The organism is Anaerobacillus alkalidiazotrophicus (genome assembly GCF_001866055.1).
The window spans coordinates 19,302-44,516 of sequence record NZ_MLQS01000029.1; the positions used below are offsets into that span (position 1 = coordinate 19,302).

Consider the following 25,215-nt stretch of genomic DNA (forward strand, 5'->3'; position numbering starts at 1 on the left):
TTCACCTTTTTTTTTTGTCCACTCTTAAGGGGGAGTTAATCCAATGATATTTAACTATACCTATTTTGAAACAAGCAATTAAAATCTAAGTATTATAGTTATTAGCGTGGGAAATCTGTATTATGAAATTCATTTAACGATAATTTATTATATGTTTTAATGAAGTGATTTCTTTATGTAAATATTCCTAAATTGAAAATATTTCTTGAATGATGAGTGAGTAAGTATTTTTTGTTATAATAATCGAATGAGGAAATTTGATTAACTGAAGATAACTCTGAAGGTATAAAAAAGGAGCCCGAAAAATGCTTGAATATCATGAATGGAAGCACGTATTTAAACTTGATCCTAATAAGGAAATTAGTGATAAAGATTTAGAAAGTATATGTGAGTCAGGAACCGATGCGATCATTATTGGTGGTAGTGATGGTCTGACTGAGGATAACGTATTAGACTTGCTGATGCGAGTAAGAAGATACTCAGTACCGTGTGCACTTGAAGTTTCTTCAATTGAGACTGTGACTCCAGGCTTTGATTATTACTTTATTCCATCAATTTTAAATAGTAGTTCGACAGAATGGATCATAGGGCTTCATCATAAAGCTGTAAAAGAATTTAGTGCGGTTATGAACTGGAATGAAATTCTGATGGAAGGCTACTGTGTTTTAAATCCAAATAGTAAAGTTGCTACATTGACGGAAGCTAAAGCGAAATTGACTGAAGAAGACGTTGTAGCCTATGCTGAAATGGCTGAAAAGATGTATAAATTACCAATATTTTATCTTGAATATAGCGGTATTTATGGTGACGTCGAGGTTGTAAAAGAAGTGAGTGATGTACTTGAGAAAACACAGTTATTTTATGGAGGCGGAATAGTGACGTTGGAACAGGCAAAAGAAATGGCGCAATATGCGAATACAATTGTTGTTGGTAATATTATTTATGAAGATATTAAACAAGCTCTTTCAACTGTTCGATGTAAAGATTAGATGAATTTTTTATCGAAACAAATTTAAATTGAGTTTGCTCTTACTTATAAATTGCATTAAAATAAAAGAGAACATACGTTTTGGTGGTGGGTGAAAAAATGAATGCACAATCAATGTTAGATGGATTGAATAAGGAACAAAGACAAGCAGTGAAGCATACGGATGGTGCTTTGTTAATTATGGCAGGTGCCGGATCGGGAAAAACGAGAGTATTAACTAATCGAATTGCTTATTTAATTGGTGAAAAAGAAGTTGCCCCATGGTCGATATTGGCAATAACGTTTACAAATAAAGCTGCTAAGGAAATGAAGGAACGTGTAAGAAAGATTATTGGACCAATGGCGGAGGATATATGGATATCAACGTTCCACTCGATGTGTGTCCGTATTTTAAGAAGGGATATAGATCGAATCGGTCTCAAGCGCAACTTTACAATTTTAGATCCAGGCGATCAGTTATCAGTTATTAAACAAATATTAAAACAAAAAAATATTGACTCAAAGAAATTTGAACCAAAAAGCTTGTTAGGCAGTATTAGTAGTGCAAAAAATGAATTAAAAACAGTGAAGGACTATGCCAAAATTGCTAAAGGGCCATATGAAACAACAGTTTCTGAAGTGTATGAGGCATATCAAAAAGAATTACGTAAAAACCATGCGTTAGACTTTGATGACTTAATAATGACGACGATACAGTTATTTAAACAAGTTCCTGAGGTACTTGAGTTTTATCAACGAAAATTTCAATATATCCACGTTGATGAGTATCAGGACACCAATAGAGCTCAGTATATGTTAGTGAGAATGATTGCTGAACGATTTAAAAATATTTGTGTTGTAGGTGATTCAGACCAATCAATTTACCGTTGGCGCGGTGCAGATATTACTAATATTTTATCGTTTGAAACGGACTATCCAAGTTCTACAACAATTATGCTAGAACAAAATTACCGCTCAACAAAAACAATTCTTAAAGCAGCCAACGAAGTAATTAATAATAATTTAAATCGTAAACCTAAAAACCTATGGACTGAAAACCAACAAGGTGAAAACATCGCTTGTTTTGTGGGCGATAATGAACATGATGAAGCATATTTCATTGTCGGGAAAATTAAAGAGTTAATGAATCAACATGACTATAAGCTTTCGGATATGGCTATTTTGTACCGAACAAATGCCCAATCTCGTGTGATTGAGGAATTACTTGTAAAATCTAATATTAATTATAATATCGTTGGTGGGACAAAGTTCTATGATCGTAAAGAAATTAAAGATGTTTTAGCGTATTTACGTGTTGTCGCTAATCCGGATGACGATATTTCGTTACGAAGAATTATTAATGTGCCTAAGCGAGGAATAGGTGCTGCTACTATAGATAAAATTGCAGATTTTGCTGCTTCGCAAGGGATTTCTATATTTCAAGCGCTACATGAAGTTGAACAATTAGGGTTAAGTAAAGGCGCTACAAATAAACTCGCGTTGTTTATCGACCAAATGCGAGGGTGGGTTGAATTAGAAGAATATTTATCTGTTACTGAACTTGTAGAAGAATTGTTAGAAAAAACAGGTTATCGAGAAATGCTCAAAAATGAAAAAACAATTGAAGCCCAAAGCAGACTTGAGAATATCGATGAATTTTTATCTGTTACAACAGAATTTGAAAAAAGAAATGATGATAAGTCGTTAGTAGCCTTTTTGACAGATTTAGCTCTTATTGCTGATATCGATAAGGTAGATGAAGAGGAGGAAGATCAAAAAGATTCAGATCGAGTATTACTAATGACACTTCATTCGGCAAAAGGATTAGAGTTTCCTGTCGTATTTTTAATTGGTATGGAAGAAGGAGTTTTCCCACATAGTCGTTCCTTGTTTGAAGAAGAGGAAATGGAAGAGGAACGAAGACTTGCATATGTTGGTATTACCCGTGCTGAACAGCGTTTGTACCTTTCTTGCGCAAAGATGAGAACTTTATTTGGACGTACAAATACGAATCCGCAATCACGATTTATTAATGAAATCCCTAGTGAAATGTTAGAGTCGCTAAATGAGAAAGAAGAACCAGCGCGGGCGAAAACCTCTCGATCTATTGGTGGAGGGTTTGCATCGCCGCAAAGGCCGAGAATGTCTACTATTTCAAAACCGCAAATGACAACAACAGGTGGAGATCAATTCACTTGGTCGGTTGGAGATAAAGCCGAACATAAAAAATGGGGAGTTGGAACGGTTGTCAGTATGAAAGGTTCAGGGGAAAATGTTGAGTTAGATATTGCCTTCCCTCAACCAATTGGAATAAAACGCTTAGTAGCTAAATTTGCCCCTATAAATAGAGTATAAATGCAAAAGGTAGAATGGCGCTAAAATAACAATCTACATTTGCAAAGGAAGGACGAGTAAAATGAATCGTATTAAAGCTGAAGAAAAATTAGGTCAATTAAGGGAAAAGCTTGAAGAATACGGTTATCACTATTATGTTTTAGACAACCCCATCGTGTCGGATTCTGACTATGACAAAATGATGCAAGAACTCGTTAGGATTGAAAGCGAGTTCCCGGATCTTGTAACTGAAGATTCCCCTTCTGTTCGTGTGGGAGGAGCTCCATTACCTCATTTTGAAAAAGTTGAGCATGAAATTCCTATGTTAAGTTTAGGAAATGCATTTAATGAGCAAGATCTTCGTGATTTTGATCGAAGAGTTACGGAAGGTGTTGGAGAACCTGTCTCATACGCATGTGAATTGAAAATTGATGGACTTGCTGTTTCTTTAAAATATGAAAAAGGTCGTTTTGTACTTGGCGCAACAAGAGGAGATGGAACAACAGGAGAGAATATCACGCAAAATTTAAAAACTGTTCGATCAATACCGATGCGTTTAAAGGAAGAAGTTGACATTGAAGTTCGTGGAGAAGCTTTTATGCCAAAGCAATCATTTGAGAAGTTAAATGAGGCAAAACGAGAAGCTGGTGAAGAACCGTTTGCTAATCCACGAAACGCTGCAGCGGGTTCATTACGCCAATTAGATCCTAAAATTGCTGCGAAACGAAACTTAGATATTTTCCTTTATTCAGTTGCTCAGATTAAAGAAAAAGTGTTACCGTCTCATACCGATGCATTAGAGTATATGAGTAAACTTGGTCTCAAAACAAATAAAGAAGCAAAGCATTGTAAGAATATAGATGAAGTTATTGAGTATGTAGAGGGTTGGTTAGATCGCCGTCCTCATCTTTCCTATGAAATTGATGGCATTGTCATTAAAGTAGACTCTCTTGAAGCGCAGAAAAAGCTAGGGTTTACTGCAAAAAGCCCGAGGTGGGCAATTGCTTTTAAATTCCCTGCTGAAGAAGTTGTGACAACTCTTGAGGGAATTGAATTAAGTGTAGGACGTACTGGAGTAGTTACACCAACTGCTTTATTAACTCCTGTTCAAGTAGCTGGAACAACAGTGAAAAGAGCATCATTACACAACGAAGATTTAATCCGCCAAAAAGATCTTAAAATAGGTGATAAAGTTGTTATTAAAAAGGCTGGAGATATAATTCCTGAAGTTGTTAATGTATTAGAAGATGTAAGGACCGGAGCAGAAGAAGAGTTTCATATGCCAACCCAATGTCCGGCTTGTGAAAGTGAGTTAGTACGTTTAGAAGAAGAAGTGGCTTTACGTTGTATTAACCCGAAATGTCCAGCCCAAATTCGTGAAGGATTAATTCACTTTGTCTCAAGAAATGCAATGAACATCGATGGGTTAGGTGAAAGAGTAATTACTCAATTATTTGACCATGGATTGATCCAAGATGTTGCAGACCTCTATAAACTAAAGAGAGATGAACTTCTAAAGTTAGAAAGAATGGGTGAAAAATCAGTAGAAAACCTCTTATATGCTATTGAGGTTTCAAAAGAGAATTCTTTAGAGAAATTATTGTTTGGACTAGGAATTCGTTTTGTCGGAGCAAAAGCGGCAAAAACATTAGCACAACATTTTGAAACGGTAGAAGGAATTCAAGCAGCTACAGAAGGAGAGCTAACAGCCATAAATGAAATTGGAATAAAAATGGCTGGTTCAATTTATAGTTATTTTGAAAAGCCCGAGGTTACTAACTTAGTTAACGAATTAAAATCGTTAGGAGTAAATACTGAGTACAAAGGAAAGAAATTAGAAATAACTGGTGATTCCATTTTCTTAAATAAAGTTATAGTATTAACAGGTAAGCTAGAAATCTTAACAAGAGAAGAAGCAAAAGAAAAAATAGAATTATTAGGTGGAAAAGTAACTGGTAGCGTTAGTGCTAAAACAGATCTTTTGATTGCTGGAGAAAAAGCTGGTTCAAAGTTAACTAAAGCCGAAAGCTTAGGAATAGAGGTTTGGGATGAAGCTAAGTTAATAGAAGAGTTAAATAAATGACGAAACGGTGGTGGTTCATGTAATTGGGCCTCCTTCCGTAACTTTTCAAACTTATTTGCATGGTACGTTTTTTTAGCTTAGCCTCGCAGTTGCTATGCTTTTCTACAAGAGGAGGGTTGTTTTTTATGAAAAAATTATTCGGTTTATTACTGGTCTTTATTTTTGTTTTATCTGGCTGTTTAAACGTCTTGGTTAAAGAAGAAGAAGTAATGGTTTTTGAAGATCCGGAAGAAAATGAGCACGTCATTATTAGTCCTAACTTAAACACGCCTGAAAACTATTACCAAACGGTATTGCTTGATGGTAGGTATCGATATAGTGAGGCTAGAGGTTTAGTACCTCATGCAATTAATAATCGGATTGATATTAATCAATTAGAAATTGGTTTAATGGAAGTAGCATCCACAAGATTTCCTCAAGACGGATACTTCTTTCAAGAAGGACAGTATTTAAAAAGCTCAGTAATTAATGGTTGGTTACGAAGGTATGATGAAGATCGAAAAGATCATATGGAAGGGCTAAACCCACCTTTACCAGAAAGCACAAAAGATTTAGATAAAATGGAAAACTGGGAACGAGTACGTTATGAACGAAACCGTCATGAAAGTCAGCCATCATATTTATCTCATATAATGGAACATAATTATTTACGAGAAGCGGATAACGGCACTATTGAACTAGGGGGATTAGTGTTAGGTATTTCATTAAATTCGGTATACTATTATAGAACTGAAGACTACGGAGCTGTATTTGATTTGGCTCTTGATGATGATGAAATTTTTGAAGAGGGTAAAAGAATAGCAGGAGAGGTTCTTGAACGTGTTAGAAAACAAGATAATCTTGCCAATGTACCAATTATGATTGCTTTATATCAAGAAGAACGACGCCAATCTATCGTACCTGGAACTTTTATCGCTTTGACAGTGGTAGAGCCAGGCAAAAGAATTGATAAATGGGAAAAAATCAGTGATGCTCACTTTTTCTTCCCTTCTAGTAGAGCAACTTCTATGCACCGCGAAGACGCCAACCGTTTTGATAATTTTAAACAAGATATAGATGGTTTTTTTGATAATTATATTGGAGTTGTTGGAAAAGCAAGGTACAAAAATGAACAAATTCAAGAACTTACAATAGATATTAATTTACAAACAAATGGGAAGGCCGAAATAATTGCGATGACACAATATGTAACTGATCGAATGAATAAGTATTTTCCACCGGATTTAACAGTTCAAGTGTATATTTCTTCATTGGAAGGTGCGGAAAGTATTATTGTCAGTCATCCAAACGAACAACCATTTATTCATATTTATCGATAAGAACCCTTATTTGAGGGTTCTTTTGTACTTACTTAAATGGATTGAACTTCTATCTTTTCTCGAGTGAATATGAATAAAATTTAAATCGAATGTTTTGTTTTTAAGTGTTTTTACTTAAGAAATTAACAAAAATCAAAAAAAGTTCAAATTAATTTAAATAATTCTTCATGAATATATATTCTTATATAGCAAAGAAAGCGCTCGATTATGTCGGAAGTGTGAATAAAAATCCATGTAAATCTTATTAAAATAATAATTAGAATGTTCTGTTTATTATAATGTGTTATATTATCAACTGTTACCATGTTATTGCTGTTTTTCAGTATAGAATTAATTTTCAATCTAATGAATAAAGGTGAATATTAGGGAAATGTCGAATAGGTAGAAAAAATGTAAGGAAGGTGGTGTAAAGAAGATGGAACACACGCTAACAGCAGCTACTTGGTTTTGGTTGTTTGTACCGATGCCGCTATTGATTGTTTTATCTGTTATTACTTACTTTACTGAGAGGAGAGAATAAATTTGCAATCTGCAACGTTAGTTACATTTATTGTTTATTTAATAGGAATGTTAGCGATCGGTTTAGTAGCCTACCGACTAACTAGTAATTTATCAGATTATGTATTAGGTGGAAGAAGATTAGGGGGAGGAGTTGCTGCTTTAAGTGCCGGAGCTTCGGATATGAGTAGCTGGCTACTATTAGGTTTGCCAGGGTACGCCTATGTGGCTGGTATGGAAGCTATTTGGATTTCTGTTGGTTTAGCTGTAGGTGCCTATTTAAACTGGCAGTTCGTAGCAACGCGCTTACGTAAATATACCGAAATTGCTGGTGATTCTATAACGGTCCCTGACTTTTTAGAAAATCGTTTCCACGATAAATCAAAGATATTAAGAGTTATATCTGCTTTTGTTATTTTAATTTTCTTTGCTTTTTATACTTCATCAGGACTTGTTGGTGGTGCACTATTATTTGAAGCGTCGTTTGGCTTATCGTATACTCAAGCTTTATGGATTGGTGCTATTGTTATTATCTCATATACGTTTTTAGGTGGCTTTTTAGCAGTAAGTTGGACTGATTTTTTTCAAGGAATTTTAATGTTTTTAGCTCTAATTATCGTTCCAATTGTAGCTATTTCTGAGATGGGTGGCTGGAGTAAAACTGTTAATGCAGTTGGAAATATTGATTCTTCACAATTAGATGTTTTTGCTGGAATGACAGGAATTGGGATCATTTCGCTTGCGGCATGGGGGCTAGGTTATTTTGGTCAGCCACATATTATTACCCGATTTATGGCAGTTAAATCTTCAAAAGAAATTCCAAAAGCTAGATTAATCGGAATGTCCTGGATGGTACTTGCATTAATGGGTGCTATTTTCACAGGGTTTGTAGGAATTGCCTACTTCTCAGAGTTTGGTCCTGGTGTTGATCCGTTAGCCGATGGGGCTCATGAAACTGTTTTTATTTTATTTACACAAATTTTATTTAATCCTTGGGTATCAGGATTTTTATTAGCAGCTATTTTAGCAGCTATTATGAGTACGATTGACTCACAATTACTCGTATCATCTAGTGCAATAACAGAAGACTTCTATAAAGCTATTTTTAGAAAAAATGCAAGTCAAACTGAACTTGTATGGGTAGGTAGACTTGGTGTTGTAGTCATTGCAATTATTGCGATTATTTTAGCTTATAATCCAGAAAGTACAGTTTTGGAATTAGTTTCTTATGCTTGGGGTGGTTTTGGAGCAGCTTTTGGTCCAGTTATTATCCTAGCACTATTTTGGAAACGGATGACTAGAAACGGGGCTCTAGCTGGTATGATTGTTGGTGCGATCACTATCTTTATATGGAGTGAACTTACAGGAGGATTGTTTGACGTTTATGAAATTGTACCTGGGTTCATTTTCGCTTGGATAGCCATTGTTATTGTAAGTTTGATTGATAAAGAGCCATCAAAAGAAATTCAAGAAGAGTTCGATAGTGTAAAAACAAGTAAGATATAAGTTAGGAAAAAAATCAGTGGCCAATGAGTTACTGATTTTTTTCGCTATCTATATTTGAAATTTTTGGAAGGGAGTAAGTTGTCTAACATCAAACTACATGCCTTTAGATCTTTTGTAGATAATTTTTTTAAAAAATACAATAACAGTGAAACTTTATATAAAGAAAACACGTAAATAATTACTGAATAAGGAAAAAAATCATTATTTTTCTATTTTTTAATATCATCTATTTTAGGGGGGGATAAATTTGTTTGAATTTTTCAGACGCGTAAAAACAGTGGTAAGCTCTGAGCTTTATAACATGCTAGAGAAAGCGGAAGATCCAGAAAAAATGTTAGATCAGTATGTAAGAGAAATGGCTAGTGAAATTAAGGAGGTAGAAGCAGCTACGGCAAAAATGATTGCTGAAGAAAAATTATTTAGTAAGAAAGTCCAAGATGCTAAAGAGATGGTTGAGAAACGTGAGCAACAAGCGTTAAAAGCACTTAAGGCAGGTAATGAAGAGTTAGCGAAACGAGCCTTAGAGGATAAAAACAGAGTAGCAAAAGAGTATTTACAATTAGAAGCATTACATCGAGATGTTGTCCTTCAGGCAGAAGAGTTAAAAGAAAAATTGAAGCAAATGAAATCGGAATTTCGAGAAATGGAATTAAAGAGAGATACGTTGAAAAGTAAAGCTGGAGCAGCAAAGGCAAAAGGGCAAATGAACCGATCACTATCATCGATGAATAACGAAGGTTCCAAGCAAGGTTTCGAACGAATGGAAAAAAAGGTGATGCAATTAGAAGCGGTGGCAGAGGCTAGTGAGGATTTGAGACTATCTAACCAAAGTTTAGATCAAGAACTTGAAGCACTCGATCAAGAGAATAGTATAGATAAAGAGTTGGCACGTTTAAAAGAAAAATTAAAAGATGAATGAGGGTAACTGATGGAGCTTTTCGGGTATTCTTTAGAAACGGTTTATTTGTTCGGGTTTATTATTGGTGGAAGTTTAACCTTACTTTATATTTTATTTGGTGATTTAGTAGAAGGAATCTTCGAGATCTTTTCAGAAGGTCCTATAAACCCGACACTTATTTTATCTTTTATTACTATTTTTAGTTCAATGGCTTATTTAATGGAGAAGTTTACAACAGTTCATAGCCTTATTATATTTATTGCCTCAATTGTGACCGCACTTATTTTAGTCACATTACTAAATGTGTTTGTTCTCATTCCATTATCACAAGCGGAGGCGACACTAGCTTACTCTGATGAAGATTTGCGGGGAAGAGTTGGGAAGGTAATTATCTCAATCCCAGAGGATGGATTCGGAGAAGTTCTTATTCAAGGTAAGGGTGGAAATATTTCGAAGTCTGCGGTTAGCTTTGAGAAAAAAGCGATTCAGTATGATGAGGATGTATTGGTAATTGAAGTGAAAAATGGGGTATTACACGTGCTCCCACATGAGAAATTAGATTAATTTGGAGGTTTTTATGGAACTTATTTGGATTGTTTTAGGTATTGTAGCTGTTTTAATTCTTACGCTTATTGGTGTTTTTGTTTCGAAGTATCGAACTGCAGGCCCTGATGAAGCCTTGATCGTAACTGGAAGTTATTTAGGTGGAAAAAATGTAAACATTGATGAAGCGGGTAACCGGATAAAAATCGTTCGTGGTGGCGGTACATTTGTATTACCGGTATTCCAACAGGCAGAATCTTTAAGTCTATTATCTAGTAAAATTGATGTATCTACTCCTGAAGTGTATACCGAGCAAGGCGTACCTGTAATGGCAGATGGAACTGCTATTATAAAAATTGGTGGTTCGATCGGTGAGATTGCCACGGCTGCAGAACAATTTTTAGGGAAAACAAAAGCAGATCGTGAAAACGAAGCGAAAGAAGTATTAGAAGGTCATTTACGTTCTATTTTAGGTTCTTTAACAGTAGAAGAAATTTATAAAAATCGTGAAAAATTCTCTCAAGAAGTACAACGAGTAGCCTCTCAAGACTTAGCAAAAATGGGATTGGTCATCGTTTCATTTACGATTAAAGACGTACGTGATAAAAATGGTTACTTAGAATCGTTAGGGAAACCGCGAATTGCCCAAGTGAAGCGTGATGCTGATATTGCGACAGCAGAAGCAGATAAAGAAACAAGAATTAGAAGAGCGGAAGCTGATAAAGAAGCAAAACGTGCCGAATTAGAAAGAGCAACAGAGATTGCAGAAGCAGAAAAGGTTAATAAATTAAAAGTTGCCGAGTTTCGTAGAGAGCAAGATGTAATGAAGGCGAGAGCCGACCAAGCGTATCACTTAGAAGAAGCGCGTTCGAAACAAGAAGTTATGGAACAACAAATGCAAATTCAAATTATTGAGCGTCAAAAGCAAATTGAATTAGAAGAAAAAGAGATTGCCCGTCGTGAGAAACAGTACGACTCTGAAGTTAAGAAAAAGGCAGATGCCGATCGTTATGCGGTCGAACAATCTGCAGAAGCAGAAAAAAGAAGAAAGCTTGCTGAAGCAGATGCTAAGAAATATAGTATAGAAGCAATGGCAAAAGCAGAAGCTGAAAAAGTACGTCTTGACGGTCTTGCCTTAGCAGAAGCACAAAGAGCAAAAGGTGAATCAGAGGCAGAAGTTATTCGCTTAAAAGGTCTTGCTGAAGCAGAAGCGAAAGAAAAGATCGCTGAAGCATTTGAGAAGTACGGCCAAGCAGCAACATTAGATATGATTCTAAAAATGCTTCCGTCTTATGCGAAGGAAGTTGCGAGCCCATTATCAAACATCGAAAAAATTACCGTTGTTGATACAGGGTCAAGCGGTGAAAATGGTGGAGCAAACAAAATTACTGGCTATGCTACAAATCTAATGTCTACATTGCAAGAATCACTTAAAGCCTCTTCGGGTATAGACGTAAAAGAATTAATTGAAAACTTCTCTGGAAAAGGGAATGTTAAGGCAAGCATTGATCAGTTATCAACAGATCTAGCAAAAAATACTATAAGAGAAAAGAAAAAAGAAAAATAATTAGTAGAAAGTCAGCAGAAATGCTGGCTTTTCTACTTTGTATATTTGAGATAGTTTTCGGTTAAATGGAATATTTCTGCCCAGTTGATCAAACTGATTTGAACTTAAGGGTTATAGACCCCCACCTCTAAGCGTAGCGTAGGTGGGAACTTCCATTCAGGTGGAGTTGAGACTCCATCTGAATTTCCGATGTTCTAGCGAAGCTAGAACGAGTTCTCTAGATTCCTATTAAGAAAGCTTTATTATATTTTTAAATTTAACGTTTAATTAACTCGAAACATCTAGGCTTTATTGAATAAAGAGGGGTTGTTTGGTATTATCTATATATTGTAATAATGGATTGCTTTAATTGGATAAATTGTGGAGGTGGAATGATGGCTCGAATTACAAAAGATCAAGTAAAGCACGTGGCTCACTTAGCTCGTCTTTCAGTTACTGAAGAGGAAGTAGAGCAATTTACAGAGCAGCTTGACAAGATAATTAGCTTTGCAGAACAATTGAATGAATTAAATACAGAAGGAATTGAACCGACAACACATGTGTTAGACATTAAAAATGTTTTACGTGAAGATGTTGTCAAAGAATCTTTAAAAAATGAAGAAGTGTTAAAGAATGCACCAGATGAACAAGATGGACAAGTGAAAGTACCATCAATTATGGAGTAAAGGAGGTTTTTAGGTTGTCATTACTAGAACAAAATGTTTCATCTTTACATAAACAATTACGTGATAAAGAAATTACCGTATCTGATTTAGTTGATGCATCATATAAACGTATCGCAGAAGTAGACGATAAAGTAAAGGCATTTCTTACTCTTGATGAAGAAACTGCTCGTAATTATGCTAAACAGTTAGATGAAGCATTACCAGAAAGAGTAGAAAAAGGTCTGCTTTACGGCTTACCAATTGGAATTAAAGATAATATCATTACAAAAGGTTTAAGAACAACATGTGCTAGTAAAATTCTTGGGAATTTTGAACCTGTACACGATGCAACTGCTATGGGGAAAATTCGTTCTTCTGAAGCAATTATGATCGGAAAATTAAACATGGATGAGTTTGCTATGGGGTCATCTACAGAAAACTCTAGCTTTTTCCGTACGAGAAATCCATGGAATCTTGATCATGTTCCAGGTGGGTCAAGTGGTGGGTCCGCAGCAAGTGTCGCTGCCGGAGAGGTATTATTTTCATTAGGTTCTGATACAGGTGGTTCCATTCGTCAACCGGCTTCTTATTGTGGTGTCGTTGGACTTAAGCCTACATATGGTCGTGTATCTCGTTTTGGTCTTGTTGCCTTTGCATCGTCTCTTGATCAAATTGGACCAATTACAAGATCTGTTGAAGATAATGCGTATTTATTACAAGTTATTTCAGGTTATGATCATATGGATTCCACAAGTGCAAATGTTGATGTTCCAGATTATTTATCAAGTTTAACAGGTGACATTCAAGGCTTAAAAGTTGCTGTTCCAAAAGAATATTTAGCTGAAGGTGTTAATGAAGACGTTAAAAACAAAATTTTAGATGCATTAAAGGTGTTAGAAGGATTAGGAGCTACGTGGGAAGAGGTTTCTTTACCACATTCGAAATACGCAGTAGCTACGTATTATTTACTTGCTTCTTCAGAAGCATCTGCAAATTTAGCACGTTTTGATGGTGTTCGCTATGGTGTTCGTTCAGATAACGGAGCTAATTTAATTGAAATGTATAAAGAAAGCCGTAGTGCAGGTTTTGGCGATGAAGTAAAACGTAGAATTATGCTTGGTACGTTTGCGTTAAGCTCTGGTTACTACGATGCTTATTACAAAAAAGCTCAGCAAGTTCGTACATTAATTAAAAAAGATTTTGATGATGTATTAGAAAAGTTCGATGTTATTATTGGACCAACTGCACCAACAACTGCTTTTAAAATTGGTGAGCAAGTTGATGATCCATTAACGATGTATGCAAATGATATATTAACTATTCCTGTCAATTTAGCAGGAGTTCCAGCCATTTCTGTCCCTTGTGGTTTATCAAATGGCTTACCAGTTGGTCTGCAAATAATAGGTAAACACTTTGATGAGTCTACGGTGTATCGTGTTGCCCACGCTTTTGAGCAAGCAACTGAACATCATAAGGCCAAACCACAATTGTAAGGGGGGACAAGCATGAACTTTGAGACGGTTATTGGATTAGAAGTCCACGTAGAATTAAAAACAAATTCGAAAATATTTTGTGGTTGTTCCACTGAGTTTGGTGCACCACCAAATACCCACACATGTCCGATTTGTTTAGGACACCCTGGAGTTTTACCAGTGTTAAATAAACAAGCAGTAGAATATGGGCTGAAAGCTGCAATGGCACTTAATTGTGAGATTGCTTCGATTACGAAATTTGATCGTAAAAATTACTTTTATCCGGATAGTCCGAAGGCGTACCAAATTTCTCAGTTTGATAAGCCAATTGGAGAGCACGGATGGATTGATATTGAAGTAAACGGTGAAAAGAAACGGATTGGAATTACTCGTATCCACCTAGAAGAAGATGCGGGGAAATTAACTCACTCTGAGTACGGTGATTATTCATTAGTCGACTTTAACCGTGTTGGAACACCGTTAATTGAAATCGTATCAGAGCCAGATATTCGTACTCCAGAAGAAGCATATGCTTATTTAGAAAAATTAAAAGCCATTCTTCAGTACACAGAAGTTTCTGATTGTAAGATGGAGGAAGGTTCACTTCGTTGTGATGCTAATATTTCTATTCGACCAGTAGGCCAAAAGGAATTTGGTACTAAAGCAGAAATTAAAAACTTAAACTCATTCGCTCACGTGAGAAGTGGTTTAGCTCATGAAGAAGTTCGTCAAGAAGAAGTCATTACATCTGGTGGTGTAATCGAGCAAGAGACGAGACGTTGGGACGATAATGGTAAGAAAACGATTTTAATGCGTGTAAAAGAAGGTTCTGAGGACTATCGTTACTTCCCAGATCCTGACTTAGTTGATTTCCATATTGATGATGAATGGAAAGAGAAAGTACGTGCGACAATTCCAGAACTTCCAGATGCTCGTATGGAACGTTACATTAGTGAGTTAGGTTTATCTAGTTATGATGCTGGGGTATTAACTCAGTCTAAGGCTATGGCTGATTTTTTTGAAAAAGGACTTACGTTCGAAGCACCAGCTAAACAGCTTGCTAACTGGTTAATGGGTGAAGTAAATGCGTATTTAAAAACAGCCGCTAAAGAGATTGAAGATGTACCTTTGACACCTGAGGCACTAGCGAAAATGATCGCTTTAATCGAAAAAGGAACAATTTCTTCTAAGATTGCTAAAGACGTTTTCAAAGAGTTAATCGAAAACGGTGGCGACCCAGAAGCAATTGTTAAAGATAAAGGTCTTGTCCAAATTTCTGATGAAGGTGAAATTCGTACAATGATCACAGGTATTCTTGATCAAAATCAACCATCGATTGATGATTATAAAGCTGGAAAAGAGAAAGCCATTGGTTTCTTAGTCGGACAAGTGATGAAAGCATCTCGCGGAAAAGCGAATCCGCAACTAGTTAATAAGCTTCTCGTTGAAGAATTAAAACAGCGGTAGTCATTAAAAAACCCTAGTCTATTGATTGATCATTAGGCTAGGGTTTTTAAATTATTTTGCATGTGTAAATGTGTTAAGGGTTATATTCCCTCATCTCAATGCGTAGCGTAGGTGGGAACTTTTAATCAGGTAGAGTCGAGACTTCATCAGGTTTCTCTAGTTTTTAGCTTGTTGAAACAAGTTCGCTTGTTTTATGATTACGAACTATGAAAGTTGTTGGGCTTTTTTCTTCAACGGCTGACGGCGTAAGTACGTTCCGTTCCTCCAAACCCATTCCATTGGACCGAATTTGAAGCGTTTCAGCCACCAGCGACTAAATGCAATTTGGATAATAATGAATGCTAGTGCTAATAATGTTCCGATTAATATGCCCAGTTTACCGAACAATCCAAGTCCATAGCCATAAAAAATTGTCGTCATGACCACGGATTGTAGTAAATAGTTTGTTAAAGCCATTCGCCCAAGATAAGCTAAATGACGGAATAGTGAAGATGAACTAAACTTCGTAAACAGAAGTGCAAACGCTGCAATATAACCGATTGCTGTAAGTGGTCCGCCTAATACATAACCCATAGCCCATAATATAGCGTTATCTGTAAAGATGATAAATACTTTTAAGCTTAAACCAATAAGTAAAAAGAACATGGTAGCTCTTTTTAGAGCTTGTTTATTAGCAGCTAAATCATGTAACAATCGTTTTTTGGCAATATATCCACCAATTATTAATAGGGTAAGCATTTGAATAGCACCGGTAATAATTACGAGAAACATCATAAACGAAGCATTTATTTCTTGTTCTTCTGAACCTATATCTTCGTTGAAACCATTTTTACTAAAAGGATTATCATTAAGGCGATGATGAACAACGTCAAAATAAGAGCCTTCAGTAAGGATCTTATTTTGATATTCTGCAAATGGTGAGAAGTCAGTTCCTTCTCCAGAGCCACGATCTAAGAGACCGGGACCATTCATTAACACGACTATAACAATTGCCCAAATTAATAGTGTTTTCGGCTTCCGCTTCATAAATAACATAAAAATAATTCCAGCTATTGCATAGGTTAATAAAATGTCACCGTCCCAGATGAAGTAATAGTGTCCAAGTCCGAATAGTAATAATAGTAGCATACGCCGAAAAAACACTCGCTTAAATGGATGCCTTTTTGTTTGGGCTCTTTCCCACATCATTACAGCTCCGAAACCGAACAAGATCGAAAAAATCGGATAAAAGCTTCCTAGGAAAAACCATTCAATAAGAGAAAGTGTGGCTTTATCGTATAATGCTAGATCAGTAAGTCCTAGAAGTCCGAATTGGAATCCAGCGGTCCCATATTGGAACGCTAGCATGTTCACGATTAATATTCCTAATAAAGCAAAACCTCTGAGACTATCAATGTGATGCAAGCGATCACGAGAATCGATAGGTGTTAATTTTTCAACCAGTTCATTTTGAGTCTTTTCTTGAATCATTTGTTTACCTTCTTTCTTGAATTTTTTAAAGCATAAGTTCATGTTATCTTACTGCATCTATTGTTAAAATATAACAATTAATATTGTAGAAAATATAAATGAATAAGTAAACGATAAATATACTACAAGTCATTTACGGAATGAAGGAAAAGAAGTTCGTAAAATTTAGTATTTTTTGTGAACAGATTAGAAAGTGAAACTCTCATTGATTTTACAAATCTGAATGACAGCTATTTGCTGCCACCATCTTTAGTGATGTCGACCGAATTCTCTCACTACACGTGAAACTCTAACAACTTTCAGTAGCTCGTTCAAGATTTCGGTAGACAAATACTATTTCCCCCAAAAATGTCGAATTAGTTATTTAGACCAGTAAAAATGATACTTTGTAATATATTAAAACATCGGTTAAAATAGTAATAATTATATGTTAAATGATGGAATTGACATAAGTGATAGAGCGCTTTCGTATTAAAACAATAGATAATAAAAAAGGGGACGTTTTTATGAAACGGGCACGTCTAATTTATAATCCGTCAGCAGGTAGGGAACAAGTAAAACGACAATTGCCGTATATATTAGAAAGACTTGAAAAAGTAGGTTATGAAACGTCGGCTCATGCAACGACGGGTCCAGGTTGTGCAACAAAGGCAGCAAAACTTGCTGCTGAACGAAAATTTGATTTAGTCATTGCAGCAGGTGGCGATGGCACAATTAATGAAGTAATTAACGGTTTAGCTGAATTACCATACCGACCGAAGTTAGGAGTTATTCCTGCTGGAACAACGAATGACTTTGCGCGTGCGATTGAAGTACCGAAATCGATAGAAACAGCATGTGATGCGATATGTGGCGGCTTTGAAATGCCGATTGATATCGGTAAAGTAGGTGACCATTATTTCATTAACATCGCTGGTGGCGGTACACTAACTGAATTAACGTATGAAGTTCCGAGTAAGTTAAAGACAATGATAGGACAGCTTGCCTATTATGCAAAAGGAATTGAAAAGCTTCCGAAAATCCATCCGGTTAAAGCTCGAATTGAGTACGATGGAAAACTTTTTGAGGACGAGATTATGCTGTTTCTCGTTTCCAATACAAACTCAGTAGGTGGCTTCGAAAAGCTTGCACCTCAAGCATCATTAAATGATGGGATGTTTGACTTAATCATTTTGAAAAAAACAAATTTAGCGGATTTCGTTCGATTGGTGAGTAATGCGGTTCGTGGTGAACACATAAATGACCCATCCGTCGTCTATGTACAAGCAAATAGAATTAAAGTTTATGTCGCAGAAGAAGTAGTCCATCTAAATTTAGATGGAGAATATGGTGGTACGCTACCAGGAGAGTTTGTTAACTTAAGGCATCACTTTCAACTTTTCGTACCAGAAAAACGCTTTCGAAAATACGAAGAACTTGAGGACTAATTACCAAAAATGTAATAGTCCTTTTTAATTTGAAGAAAAGAAGGAATATTTTGGTTGGTAATTATTTTTCATTTTTGAAAACTATTTAATAAATGCAAGGGTATATAAAGTGAAAATATAAAGCAAGGAAGAGAAAGGAGTGGGAGAATGACAGATCTAGAAATTATTAAAGAAATACAAAATGGCAACCAAGCTGCCTTTAAAGATTTGTATGACAAATATTTCGATTATGCGATTCGAGTAGCAACGATCGTCATGAACCGTCAAGCAACCTACGCTGGTGATGCAGTCCAAGAAACCTTTATTCGTGTTTATCAAAATATTCACTTATATGAAGGAGACCGACCGTTTAAACCATGGTTTTATAAAATTCTAATAAATGAGTGCAATCGAATTTTGAAAAAGAACTCAAAGGTAGTTAGTGTAGCTGAAATTATTGAACGTGAACAAACGCAAACAGATCCTGACTTCGTTGAATACGAAGATTTATACGATGCCATTAAAGGACTTGAACCACACAACCGGGTACCGATTGTTTTAAAGTATTTAAATGGATTTAAAGAACAAGAAATCGCAAATATATTAGAGGAAAACGTAAACACAATTAAATCAAGATTGTTTAAAGGAAGACAAAAACTGAAACAGTTTTTAGAAGCTAAGCAGGAGGCGAACTAAATGGAAGATAAAAACGTCGATAAAAAAATAAAAGAAAGCTTACTAAAAAATACAGATGAATCTCTACAGCAGAAAGATGAGATTTGGAAAAATATTGAGAGGAAACTCGCTTCTAGTGAAGAGAATAGTAGAAAGAAAATAACCAACATGGAGGAGAACAACATGAAAATTGAACAAAATGTAAGAAAGAATAGGAAGTCGAAAGGTTGGGTAACAGGGACGGTTGCGGCTGCGTTGTTACTGGGGATTTTTGCAACATCTACAGATACAGGTCAGGCTTTTGTTAATAATATTAGAGAATATTTTGCGCCACAAAAGCAAGTAGTCGAAGAAATTGAAGGTATGCCAGAAGAAAAAGAAGTCGTGTTAGAAGAAGGGGAAGCTGGATACATCATTTATATTGATGCCGAAAGATATGAAATGGTCAAGGAAAAAGGTGTAGATACAATTGTCTTTAAGGAGGAATTAGACGAAAGATATCCGGAAGTATCAATGTCAATTAGACAAGTAGAAGACAAAACCCCACAACAACTAGCAGATGAAATTCATTCTGAGTTAAAAAAATCGTTTGCTACTGTTGATGAAATTACTAACGTCACTGAACCGGTTGATGGCCTATTCATTCATGCGATTGATGGGTACGAATGGAATAGTCCCGTAACTCAAGTGTACATTGTTTCAAACGAAAAAGAAGGTAGCTTTGTTATCGAACAAAAATTCTTCCTTGAAGCAGCTGAAGGTCATGGTATGAGATTTGATCATATGCTAAATGAGTTTAAAATTGTGGAAGTGGTAGAATAATAACAAACTAACAAAAAAGAGTAGAAATATTTCTACTCTTTTTTGTTAGCTACTAAATTTTGAAATTTACTCAGTTGGCATTTCTTGTTTTTTTTATGATAAAATCAACACTAGTATAAATAGAACGTAAAGGAAGTCGAAATGAAAAATGACAAAAGGAATTGCACCAGTTACTAAAAATGAAATAGTAGAAGTTATAATAGAAGATTTAACCCATGAAGGAGCAGGAGTTGCTAAAATTGATGGGTATGCGCTTTTTATTCCAAAAGCACTTCCTGGTGAACGAGCGAGGGTAAAGGTCATTAAAGTGAATAAAGGTTATGGATTTGGAAAGCTCATCGAAGTAATAGAAAAAAGCGATGAGCGGATTGATGATATTCCTTGCCCTATTTTTCAAAACTGTGGAGGGTGTCAACTGCAACATTTAAGCTATGAAGGGCAATTGAAGCAAAAGCAAAAACAAGTACGTGACGTGTTAGAGCGGATTGGAAAAATTACAGATGTGACCGTTCACCCGACATTGGGAATGAGTGAACCTTGGCGTTACCGAAACAAAGCGCAAGTTCCATTCGCAGATAGAGAAGGGGGACTTGTTGCAGGGTTTTATCAAGAAAGAAGCCATGAAATCATCGACATGAATGCTTGCTTAATCCAACACGAAGAAAACGACAAAGTCGTCCAAGCTGTGAAAGAAGTAGCTAGTAAATTTGGTGTCCGTGGTTATGACGAAAAAAGTCATAAAGGAACTTTACGCCACGTTGTTGCCCGTTACGGTGTAAACACAGGCCAATTAATGGTCGTATTAGTGACACGGTCAAAAGAATTACCGAATAAAACGAATTTAATTGAAGAGATTAGAGAAAAGCTTCCAAACGTAACCTCAATTGTACAAAATATTAATACCAAACGAACAAATGTCATTTTTGGAGATCAGACCGTTGTGTTATGGGGAGAGGATTATATTTATGACATGATAGGCGATGTGAAGTTCGCCATTTCTGCTCGATCTTTTTATCAAGTAAACCCAGAGCAAACAAAGGTCCTTTATGATAAGGCATTAGATTATGCCGAGTTAAATGGTAGTGAAACGGTAATTGATGCTTATTGCGGAATCGGAACAATCTCATTATTTTTAGCACAAAAAGCAAAACATGTTTACGGAGTGGAAATTGTCCCAGAAGCGATCGATGACGCAAAACGAAACGCGAAATTAAACGGCATGACGAACGTCGATTTTGCCGTTGGCGGAGCAGAAAAAGTTATCCCATGGTGGTACACCCAAGGAATTAGAGCTGATACAATCGTTGTTGATCCACCACGAAAAGGCTGTGATGATGCTTTACTTGATACCATTATCAAAATGAAACCAAAGCGAGTGGTGTATGTATCCTGTAATCCAGCAACATTAGCGAGAGATTTACGAGTGTTAGAAGATGGTGGTTATAAGACGGTTGAAGTGCAGCCGGTGGATATGTTTCCGCATACGACACATGTGGAGTGCTGTTCACTACTAATTTATGAAGGTAAATAAAAGATGTAACAGTGAGTTAAGAGCCTTTTTAAGCAATTGAAAGGCTCTTTTGTTTATAAAGAATAATAAAAAACGGAACTAATTTATTATGTTTTCTTCCACTTTTATGTAAAAAATTATGGTAATATTAAATAAAATGTAGATTTAATATTTTAGCCGTTATTCAACTAACGAAGCAGGTTTGTTTAATAAGAATGATTCATAGCCAATATGAATATTTTGTATAAACCGCATTTTAGGAGAGATGTAGAGATGTAGAAATGAGGTTATTACAAAGATTACGGAATGACGTTTGGGAACTCTTAGTAATGTTTGTTGGCTGGATAATTGTTTTTCTTGCAAATATACCTATAAGTTTTTTAACGATTTTTGTGGTGACAATAATAGGATATTTAATGGAGACCTTATCAGGCTGTTTGTTTATATGGCAAAAAAAAAAGTAACAAAATAAGAAGTTTACTGAACCTTATTGAACTAACAGGGGAATAGTAAAAAAAGTGTACATTAAATGAACTTCTTTTTCTTCTGTAAAAACTCAATGGATATTCAGAATATATTCCCTTAAGGTAGTCACCAAAAACCTCTTACAGAAGTTTACAGTATATGTTAGACTCTCAGTGGAAAAGGAGGAAAGTCTTTTAAAAATAAAATAAATCTTCAAATTTTTTATCTAAAGCTAAACAAAGTAATAATGCTAGTCTGGCTGTAGGAACAAACTCACCAGTTTCAATATTACTAATGGTTTGACGCGATACCCCTACCATTTCGGCTAATTTAGATTGACTTAATTTTTGTTGTGTACGTACCGTTTTTAAATTGTTATGAAGGATTAATTTCTCTTTTGTCATTTTATAATCCAGACATAAACACTATGCCTGCTCCTGAAAGTAAAATAGCCGCTCCAAATAACCAATACTTTTTAGAACTCGAAACAAATTTCCCATAACAAAAAGCTCCAACCATACCAATGAATAGACTAAGTAAATCACCGTAACTTTCATTGATTACATACCTATACAAAATCATAATGCTGGTACCTATTATAGCAAATGCCCCTACAGTTCCTAATGCAAAGTCATTAATATATTTGCGACCTTCATCCAATTTTTGATTTTGCGCAACTTTCAATATTTCTTCCTTTTTCATTTGGCCACCTCCACTATTTTTGACAAGTTTATTTGACAATATAATCTTATTTAATATTTGTATTGTTGTCAAGTTTATTTGGCAACGATACAGGTTTAAATTTTAGTATCTTACTATTTTATTTGGGATATCAACCTATCCAATCACTGGAAATGCATTTTGTGAAAAGGTGTACTGCGCGAAACGTTTCCTTATAAGTGCCAAAGCACAAAATAGGAGAATTGCTAATATGCAATTACAATTGATTAATCGAAATTCGGAATGAAAGCCGTCATGTTTAGCTGAAACGAGTTATCTAATAGATAATATATTTATCGAAGTGACTTTACTCTTTCGAAAGTAGGGACACAGTACCGTTGAAACGTGTAACGAGCGTGGAGGGATAGTCCCAAGTCTTCTCTTTGAAAACTAACACAACTAAATGAAACTCACAGGTTCGAGTAAGACGATGGGATTTTCCGCAAGGAAGGAGAAACAATCCATCGGTGAGTACAGCGTTACGACATACAGAATACTATAATATGCAAGGTATACTTGATGAACTCTATGAACGAAGCAGAAACAACGCTACAAAAGGTCTCAGGTTATATGAACATATTATATCGAAAGATAATATCTTATTAGCCTTTCGAAATATCAAAGCGAATACAGGTTCCAGCAGGGCTTGTTGGGATCATTTTAGTTTTAGCATCAGATCTTATTGGACAATTTGCATTCGTTGCTAGATACCCTGTAGGTGTAATCACAGGTATTCTTGGTGCGCCTTACTTGATCTACTTGCTAATCCGAATCAATCGAAAGGGAGATTTATAATGAAACCAACACATATTTTTCAATCTGAAGGAATCACTGCTGGATATGATAATAAAACAATTTTACACAACGTAAGTATATCAATTCCAAGTAATAAAATAATAAAATAAGCATAATTATTGGGTCCAACGGTTGTGGGAAATCGACACTACTTAAAGTATATTACGAAAGAACTCAATAAACCGACTGCTGCTAATGTAGTTTGAATATTATTATGAGTCACAAAAAACTAAAAGAATTTCCAATGTTAGGTTTAGAATTATCATTTGACGCGACACTCTAAATAAAATGAGTCACAATTGAAGTAGAAGATTCATTAAACCTTTATTTAAGTAAAATAAATAAAAACGCTTAGTAAAATTAATAATGAATAAAGTTGTCAACAAATGCATTTGTAAAAAAGGTAAACATCCCTACTAATTGTTATTAGTCAGGGGTGTTGTTTTTTTCTTAGGTGGTATTAAACCAAAACGTATAAAATTTCTTACTTGAAGACGAAGAAACACATAAGAAATCAAAGAGCAGAACGCTTCTTTCCGATCTTCCAGTGTTTATCGCCGATAGATGGCTGCCTTGCAATTTTCTTAACGAAGTGGTTTGGCGAAGGAAATCTCTTAGTTTTAAGAGTTTCATTTTTGTTAGTTAATTAGTTTCTAATCACAGTATAAAAACAATTAATCTAGTAAATACTAAATATATAACTTTAAGGTGGTGTTAATAATGAAGTACATCGTCGAGGGATCTTTCAAAGGAATTGTCACAGGAGCTGGTATTGTTGTTATTGAAGATAATGGAAAGGCTAAAGAATATAGTTTTAAGGAACTTAGGGTAGATCCGAATTCCCTTATAGCAGAGGCTTTTGCCATTAAATGCGTAATCAAGTTAATCTTAGAAACGAAAAAACGTCAAGAAAACATTACGATATGTACCAATAATATGGGCTTATTTAACTATCAAAACAACAGCGTTGATACTCATTTCGAATATGTAAATGACGTGATAGAGAAAATAAATTTATTGAAAAAATATGCTAATCTAACTATCGAAGGAATAAGTCCTCAAATTGAACTGGAAGCTAGATTTGCACAAAGCTTAAGTAGAGAATATTTAAAAGATGAAACATACTCTCTTTTACCAAATGGCCTCTAGCAAAGAGTTTGTACTTGCTATTCATGTTGGAAGTATAGCTGAGCGAAGGAAAAGAATGATAAATAGTAAAAATATAAGAATGGTAGTTTTGGGGAGGAGTTGTTTCTCTTACCTTTTACTCCTTATATAACTGTAAGCGTCAAGCCATCCCTACCTTCTAAGGAAATGTGTTTATGCCATAATCTCCTCATAATCATTTTGAGGAGTTTTTTTATGTCAAAAATCGAGGAACTTAAATTTCACCGGAAGGAGAGAGTGGCTGACTTTAGAAAAAGTGGTCAAAGCATGAGTAAGTGGTGTAAAGAAAATACTCTAAAAGTTCATCAATTACAGATTTTCCGAACGAGAAAGCCCACTCCTTTAGGTGTGGGATGATAGTGAGTTCAAATACGGAGTGCCACTGATAAACCGAAGGTTTGTGGTACTTCAAGTATTTGAAATTTCATTCCTTTTTTATTGTGTATTTGTTGCAGTTTCGTTTAAGAATTGATACAATAAGTACATGGATGAATATAGAAGAACAAACACAACCGTTTCGTTATTAAACTATCATTTCGTTTTCTGTCCTCGTTATAGAAGGAAGATTTTTCTTCGGGAAGATGTAGAAAATCGTTTTAAAGCATTAGTGCAAGAAGTGTGCGAAGAATTAGAGATAGAAATTGTAGCTGTTGAATGTGATAAAGACCATACGCACATGTTTCTTAATGCCCTACCTAAACTAAGCCCTTCGGACATTATGGCAAAAATTAAGGGATTCACTTCAAAAAAACTAAGAGACGAATTCCCTCACCTTCGGCATTTGCCGAGTCTTTGGACTCGTTCGTTTTTTGTTTCTACCGCTGGCAATGTTTCGAGTGAAACCATTAAACGATATGTAGAAAATCAAAAGAAAAGGAATTAGAAAG

The 25,215-nt window shown here is 35.4% G+C and carries 22 protein-coding genes and 2 pseudogenes; 21 read left to right on the plus strand and 3 right to left on the minus strand.

Annotated elements, in window-relative coordinates:
• Positions 1 to 305: 305 nt before the first annotated feature.
• The 11 genes from pcrB (at position 306) to gatB (ending at position 15,298) form a co-directional block, all read left to right on the plus strand.
• Positions 306 to 989, plus strand: coding sequence for a heptaprenylglyceryl phosphate synthase (gene pcrB / locus BKP45_RS16095; RefSeq protein ID WP_071390718.1), 684 nt, complete (start codon positions 306 to 308; stop codon positions 987 to 989).
• A 98-nt stretch (positions 990 to 1,087) separates the two neighbouring features.
• A complete protein-coding gene (pcrA, locus tag BKP45_RS16100; protein ID WP_071390719.1) occupies positions 1,088 to 3,322 on the plus strand; it encodes a DNA helicase PcrA in 2,235 nt (744 codons plus the stop codon).
• Positions 3,323 to 3,383: 61 nt separating this feature from the next.
• A complete protein-coding gene (ligA, locus tag BKP45_RS16105) occupies positions 3,384 to 5,384 on the plus strand; it encodes an NAD-dependent DNA ligase LigA (protein ID WP_071390720.1) in 2,001 nt (666 codons plus the stop codon).
• Positions 5,385 to 5,509: 125 nt separating this feature from the next.
• On the plus strand, positions 5,510 to 6,703 hold the full coding sequence (locus tag BKP45_RS16110; protein WP_071390721.1) for a CamS family sex pheromone protein: 1,194 nt from the start codon (positions 5,510 to 5,512) through the stop codon (positions 6,701 to 6,703).
• A gap of 522 nt (positions 6,704 to 7,225) precedes the next feature.
• On the plus strand, positions 7,226 to 8,707 hold the full coding sequence (gene putP / locus BKP45_RS16115; RefSeq protein WP_211272984.1) for a sodium/proline symporter PutP: 1,482 nt from the start codon (positions 7,226 to 7,228) through the stop codon (positions 8,705 to 8,707).
• 247 nt (positions 8,708 to 8,954) lie between these two features.
• Positions 8,955 to 9,626, plus strand: coding sequence for a PspA/IM30 family protein (locus BKP45_RS16120; RefSeq protein ID WP_071390723.1), 672 nt, complete (start codon positions 8,955 to 8,957; stop codon positions 9,624 to 9,626).
• 9 nt (positions 9,627 to 9,635) lie between these two features.
• Entirely contained in the window at positions 9,636 to 10,169 is a 534-nt protein-coding gene (locus tag BKP45_RS16125; RefSeq protein ID WP_071390724.1) for a hypothetical protein, read from the plus strand.
• Between the two features lie 13 nt (positions 10,170 to 10,182).
• A complete protein-coding gene (locus BKP45_RS16130) occupies positions 10,183 to 11,715 on the plus strand; it encodes a flotillin family protein (RefSeq protein ID WP_071390725.1) in 1,533 nt (510 codons plus the stop codon).
• A gap of 374 nt (positions 11,716 to 12,089) precedes the next feature.
• The gene (gatC, locus tag BKP45_RS16135; RefSeq protein ID WP_071309505.1) at positions 12,090 to 12,380 is read left to right on the plus strand and encodes an Asp-tRNA(Asn)/Glu-tRNA(Gln) amidotransferase subunit GatC; all 291 of its coding nucleotides are present in this window, start codon (positions 12,090 to 12,092) and stop codon (positions 12,378 to 12,380) included.
• Between the two features lie 14 nt (positions 12,381 to 12,394).
• The gene (gatA, locus tag BKP45_RS16140; RefSeq protein ID WP_071390726.1) at positions 12,395 to 13,852 is read left to right on the plus strand and encodes an Asp-tRNA(Asn)/Glu-tRNA(Gln) amidotransferase subunit GatA; all 1,458 of its coding nucleotides are present in this window, start codon (positions 12,395 to 12,397) and stop codon (positions 13,850 to 13,852) included.
• Positions 13,853 to 13,864: 12 nt separating this feature from the next.
• Complete coding sequence (gatB, locus tag BKP45_RS16145; protein WP_071390727.1) at positions 13,865 to 15,298, plus strand: Asp-tRNA(Asn)/Glu-tRNA(Gln) amidotransferase subunit GatB; 1,434 nt, start codon at positions 13,865 to 13,867, stop codon at positions 15,296 to 15,298.
• A gap of 204 nt (positions 15,299 to 15,502) precedes the next feature.
• On the opposite strand, the gene BKP45_RS16150 is transcribed toward gatB, so the two are convergent.
• Positions 15,503 to 16,768, minus strand: a complete 1,266-nt coding sequence (locus tag BKP45_RS16150) for a DUF418 domain-containing protein (protein WP_071390728.1) — start codon at positions 16,766 to 16,768, stop codon at positions 15,503 to 15,505.
• Between the two features lie 506 nt (positions 16,769 to 17,274).
• Here BKP45_RS16150 and BKP45_RS16155 point away from each other — a divergent pair.
• From BKP45_RS16155 to BKP45_RS22220, 5 genes are all read left to right on the plus strand, one after another.
• Entirely contained in the window at positions 17,275 to 18,195 is a 921-nt protein-coding gene (locus BKP45_RS16155) for a diacylglycerol kinase (RefSeq protein ID WP_071390729.1), read from the plus strand.
• Between the two features lie 147 nt (positions 18,196 to 18,342).
• On the plus strand, positions 18,343 to 18,870 hold the full coding sequence (locus BKP45_RS16160; RefSeq protein ID WP_071390730.1) for an RNA polymerase sigma factor: 528 nt from the start codon (positions 18,343 to 18,345) through the stop codon (positions 18,868 to 18,870).
• On the plus strand, positions 18,871 to 19,671 hold the full coding sequence (locus tag BKP45_RS16165; protein ID WP_071390731.1) for a hypothetical protein: 801 nt from the start codon (positions 18,871 to 18,873) through the stop codon (positions 19,669 to 19,671).
• Between the two features lie 148 nt (positions 19,672 to 19,819).
• Positions 19,820 to 21,202 carry a 23S rRNA (uracil(1939)-C(5))-methyltransferase RlmD gene (gene rlmD, locus BKP45_RS16170; RefSeq protein ID WP_071390732.1) on the plus strand — a complete coding sequence of 461 codons (1,383 nt, stop codon included), beginning with the start codon at positions 19,820 to 19,822 and terminating at the stop codon, positions 21,200 to 21,202.
• A gap of 260 nt (positions 21,203 to 21,462) precedes the next feature.
• Complete coding sequence (locus tag BKP45_RS22220) at positions 21,463 to 21,645, plus strand: hypothetical protein (protein WP_139193858.1); 183 nt, start codon at positions 21,463 to 21,465, stop codon at positions 21,643 to 21,645.
• A gap of 195 nt (positions 21,646 to 21,840) precedes the next feature.
• Here BKP45_RS22220 and BKP45_RS16175 read toward each other — a convergent pair whose 3' ends face one another.
• Together BKP45_RS16175 and BKP45_RS16180 are read right to left on the minus strand one after the other, a co-directional pair.
• Positions 21,841 to 22,050: a helix-turn-helix transcriptional regulator gene (locus tag BKP45_RS16175; protein ID WP_071390733.1), complete on the minus strand. Its 210-nt coding sequence runs from the start codon at positions 22,048 to 22,050 to the stop codon at positions 21,841 to 21,843.
• Position 22,051: 1 nt separating this feature from the next.
• Positions 22,052 to 22,348 (minus strand): DUF6442 family protein, encoded by a 297-nt coding sequence (locus BKP45_RS16180; RefSeq protein ID WP_084788045.1) that lies wholly within the window; start codon positions 22,346 to 22,348, stop codon positions 22,052 to 22,054.
• A 651-nt stretch (positions 22,349 to 22,999) separates the two neighbouring features.
• Here BKP45_RS16180 and BKP45_RS21770 point away from each other — a divergent pair.
• The 5 genes and pseudogenes from BKP45_RS21770 to tnpA (BKP45_RS16190) form a co-directional block, all read left to right on the plus strand.
• A pseudogene (locus tag BKP45_RS21770) lies at positions 23,000 to 23,161 on the plus strand (iron chelate uptake ABC transporter family permease subunit); the annotation flags it as partial.
• Positions 23,161 to 23,318 (plus strand): annotated as a pseudogene (locus BKP45_RS21775) (ATP-binding cassette domain-containing protein); the annotation flags it as partial. The pseudogenes BKP45_RS21770 and BKP45_RS21775, both read left to right, overlap by 1 nt.
• Before the next feature lie 563 nt (positions 23,319 to 23,881).
• Entirely contained in the window at positions 23,882 to 24,310 is a 429-nt protein-coding gene (locus BKP45_RS16185) for a reverse transcriptase-like protein (protein ID WP_071390734.1), read from the plus strand.
• A gap of 213 nt (positions 24,311 to 24,523) precedes the next feature.
• Positions 24,524 to 24,685: an IS66 family insertion sequence element accessory protein TnpA gene (gene tnpA, locus BKP45_RS22680; protein WP_169824143.1), complete on the plus strand. Its 162-nt coding sequence runs from the start codon at positions 24,524 to 24,526 to the stop codon at positions 24,683 to 24,685.
• 127 nt (positions 24,686 to 24,812) lie between these two features.
• On the plus strand, positions 24,813 to 25,211 hold the full coding sequence (tnpA, locus tag BKP45_RS16190; protein WP_071390735.1) for an IS200/IS605 family transposase: 399 nt from the start codon (positions 24,813 to 24,815) through the stop codon (positions 25,209 to 25,211).
• The last annotated feature ends 4 nt before the right edge of the window (positions 25,212 to 25,215 follow it).

Excerpts from the sequence above, each read along its gene's own strand:
- pcrB (WP_071390718.1), top strand. The coding sequence starts at position 306 with ATGCTTGAATATCATGAATGGAAGCACGTATTTAAACTTGATCCTAAT.
- BKP45_RS16155 (WP_071390729.1), top strand. The coding sequence starts at position 17,275 with ATGAAACGGGCACGTCTAATTTATAATCCGTCAGCAGGTAGGGAACAA.
- tnpA (WP_169824143.1), top strand. The coding sequence starts at position 24,524 with ATGTCAAAAATCGAGGAACTTAAATTTCACCGGAAGGAGAGAGTGGCT.
- BKP45_RS16150 (WP_071390728.1), bottom strand. The coding sequence starts at position 16,768 with ATGATTCAAGAAAAGACTCAAAATGAACTGGTTGAAAAATTAACACCT.
- BKP45_RS16130 (WP_071390725.1), top strand. The coding sequence starts at position 10,183 with ATGGAACTTATTTGGATTGTTTTAGGTATTGTAGCTGTTTTAATTCTT.
- BKP45_RS22220 (WP_139193858.1), top strand. The coding sequence starts at position 21,463 with ATGAGGTTATTACAAAGATTACGGAATGACGTTTGGGAACTCTTAGTA.
- gatB (WP_071390727.1), top strand. The coding sequence starts at position 13,865 with ATGAACTTTGAGACGGTTATTGGATTAGAAGTCCACGTAGAATTAAAA.
- BKP45_RS16160 (WP_071390730.1), top strand. The coding sequence starts at position 18,343 with ATGACAGATCTAGAAATTATTAAAGAAATACAAAATGGCAACCAAGCT.
- BKP45_RS16180 (WP_084788045.1), bottom strand. The coding sequence starts at position 22,348 with ATGAAAAAGGAAGAAATATTGAAAGTTGCGCAAAATCAAAAATTGGAT.
- gatC (WP_071309505.1), top strand. The coding sequence starts at position 12,090 with ATGGCTCGAATTACAAAAGATCAAGTAAAGCACGTGGCTCACTTAGCT.
- ligA (WP_071390720.1), top strand. The coding sequence starts at position 3,384 with ATGAATCGTATTAAAGCTGAAGAAAAATTAGGTCAATTAAGGGAAAAG.
- pcrA (WP_071390719.1), top strand. The coding sequence starts at position 1,088 with ATGAATGCACAATCAATGTTAGATGGATTGAATAAGGAACAAAGACAA.
- BKP45_RS16175 (WP_071390733.1), bottom strand. The coding sequence starts at position 22,050 with ATGACAAAAGAGAAATTAATCCTTCATAACAATTTAAAAACGGTACGT.
- BKP45_RS16185 (WP_071390734.1), top strand. The coding sequence starts at position 23,882 with ATGAAGTACATCGTCGAGGGATCTTTCAAAGGAATTGTCACAGGAGCT.
- BKP45_RS16125 (WP_071390724.1), top strand. The coding sequence starts at position 9,636 with ATGGAGCTTTTCGGGTATTCTTTAGAAACGGTTTATTTGTTCGGGTTT.
- BKP45_RS16110 (WP_071390721.1), top strand. The coding sequence starts at position 5,510 with ATGAAAAAATTATTCGGTTTATTACTGGTCTTTATTTTTGTTTTATCT.
- BKP45_RS16165 (WP_071390731.1), top strand. The coding sequence starts at position 18,871 with ATGGAAGATAAAAACGTCGATAAAAAAATAAAAGAAAGCTTACTAAAA.
- rlmD (WP_071390732.1), top strand. The coding sequence starts at position 19,820 with ATGACAAAAGGAATTGCACCAGTTACTAAAAATGAAATAGTAGAAGTT.
- tnpA (WP_071390735.1), top strand. The coding sequence starts at position 24,813 with ATGGATGAATATAGAAGAACAAACACAACCGTTTCGTTATTAAACTAT.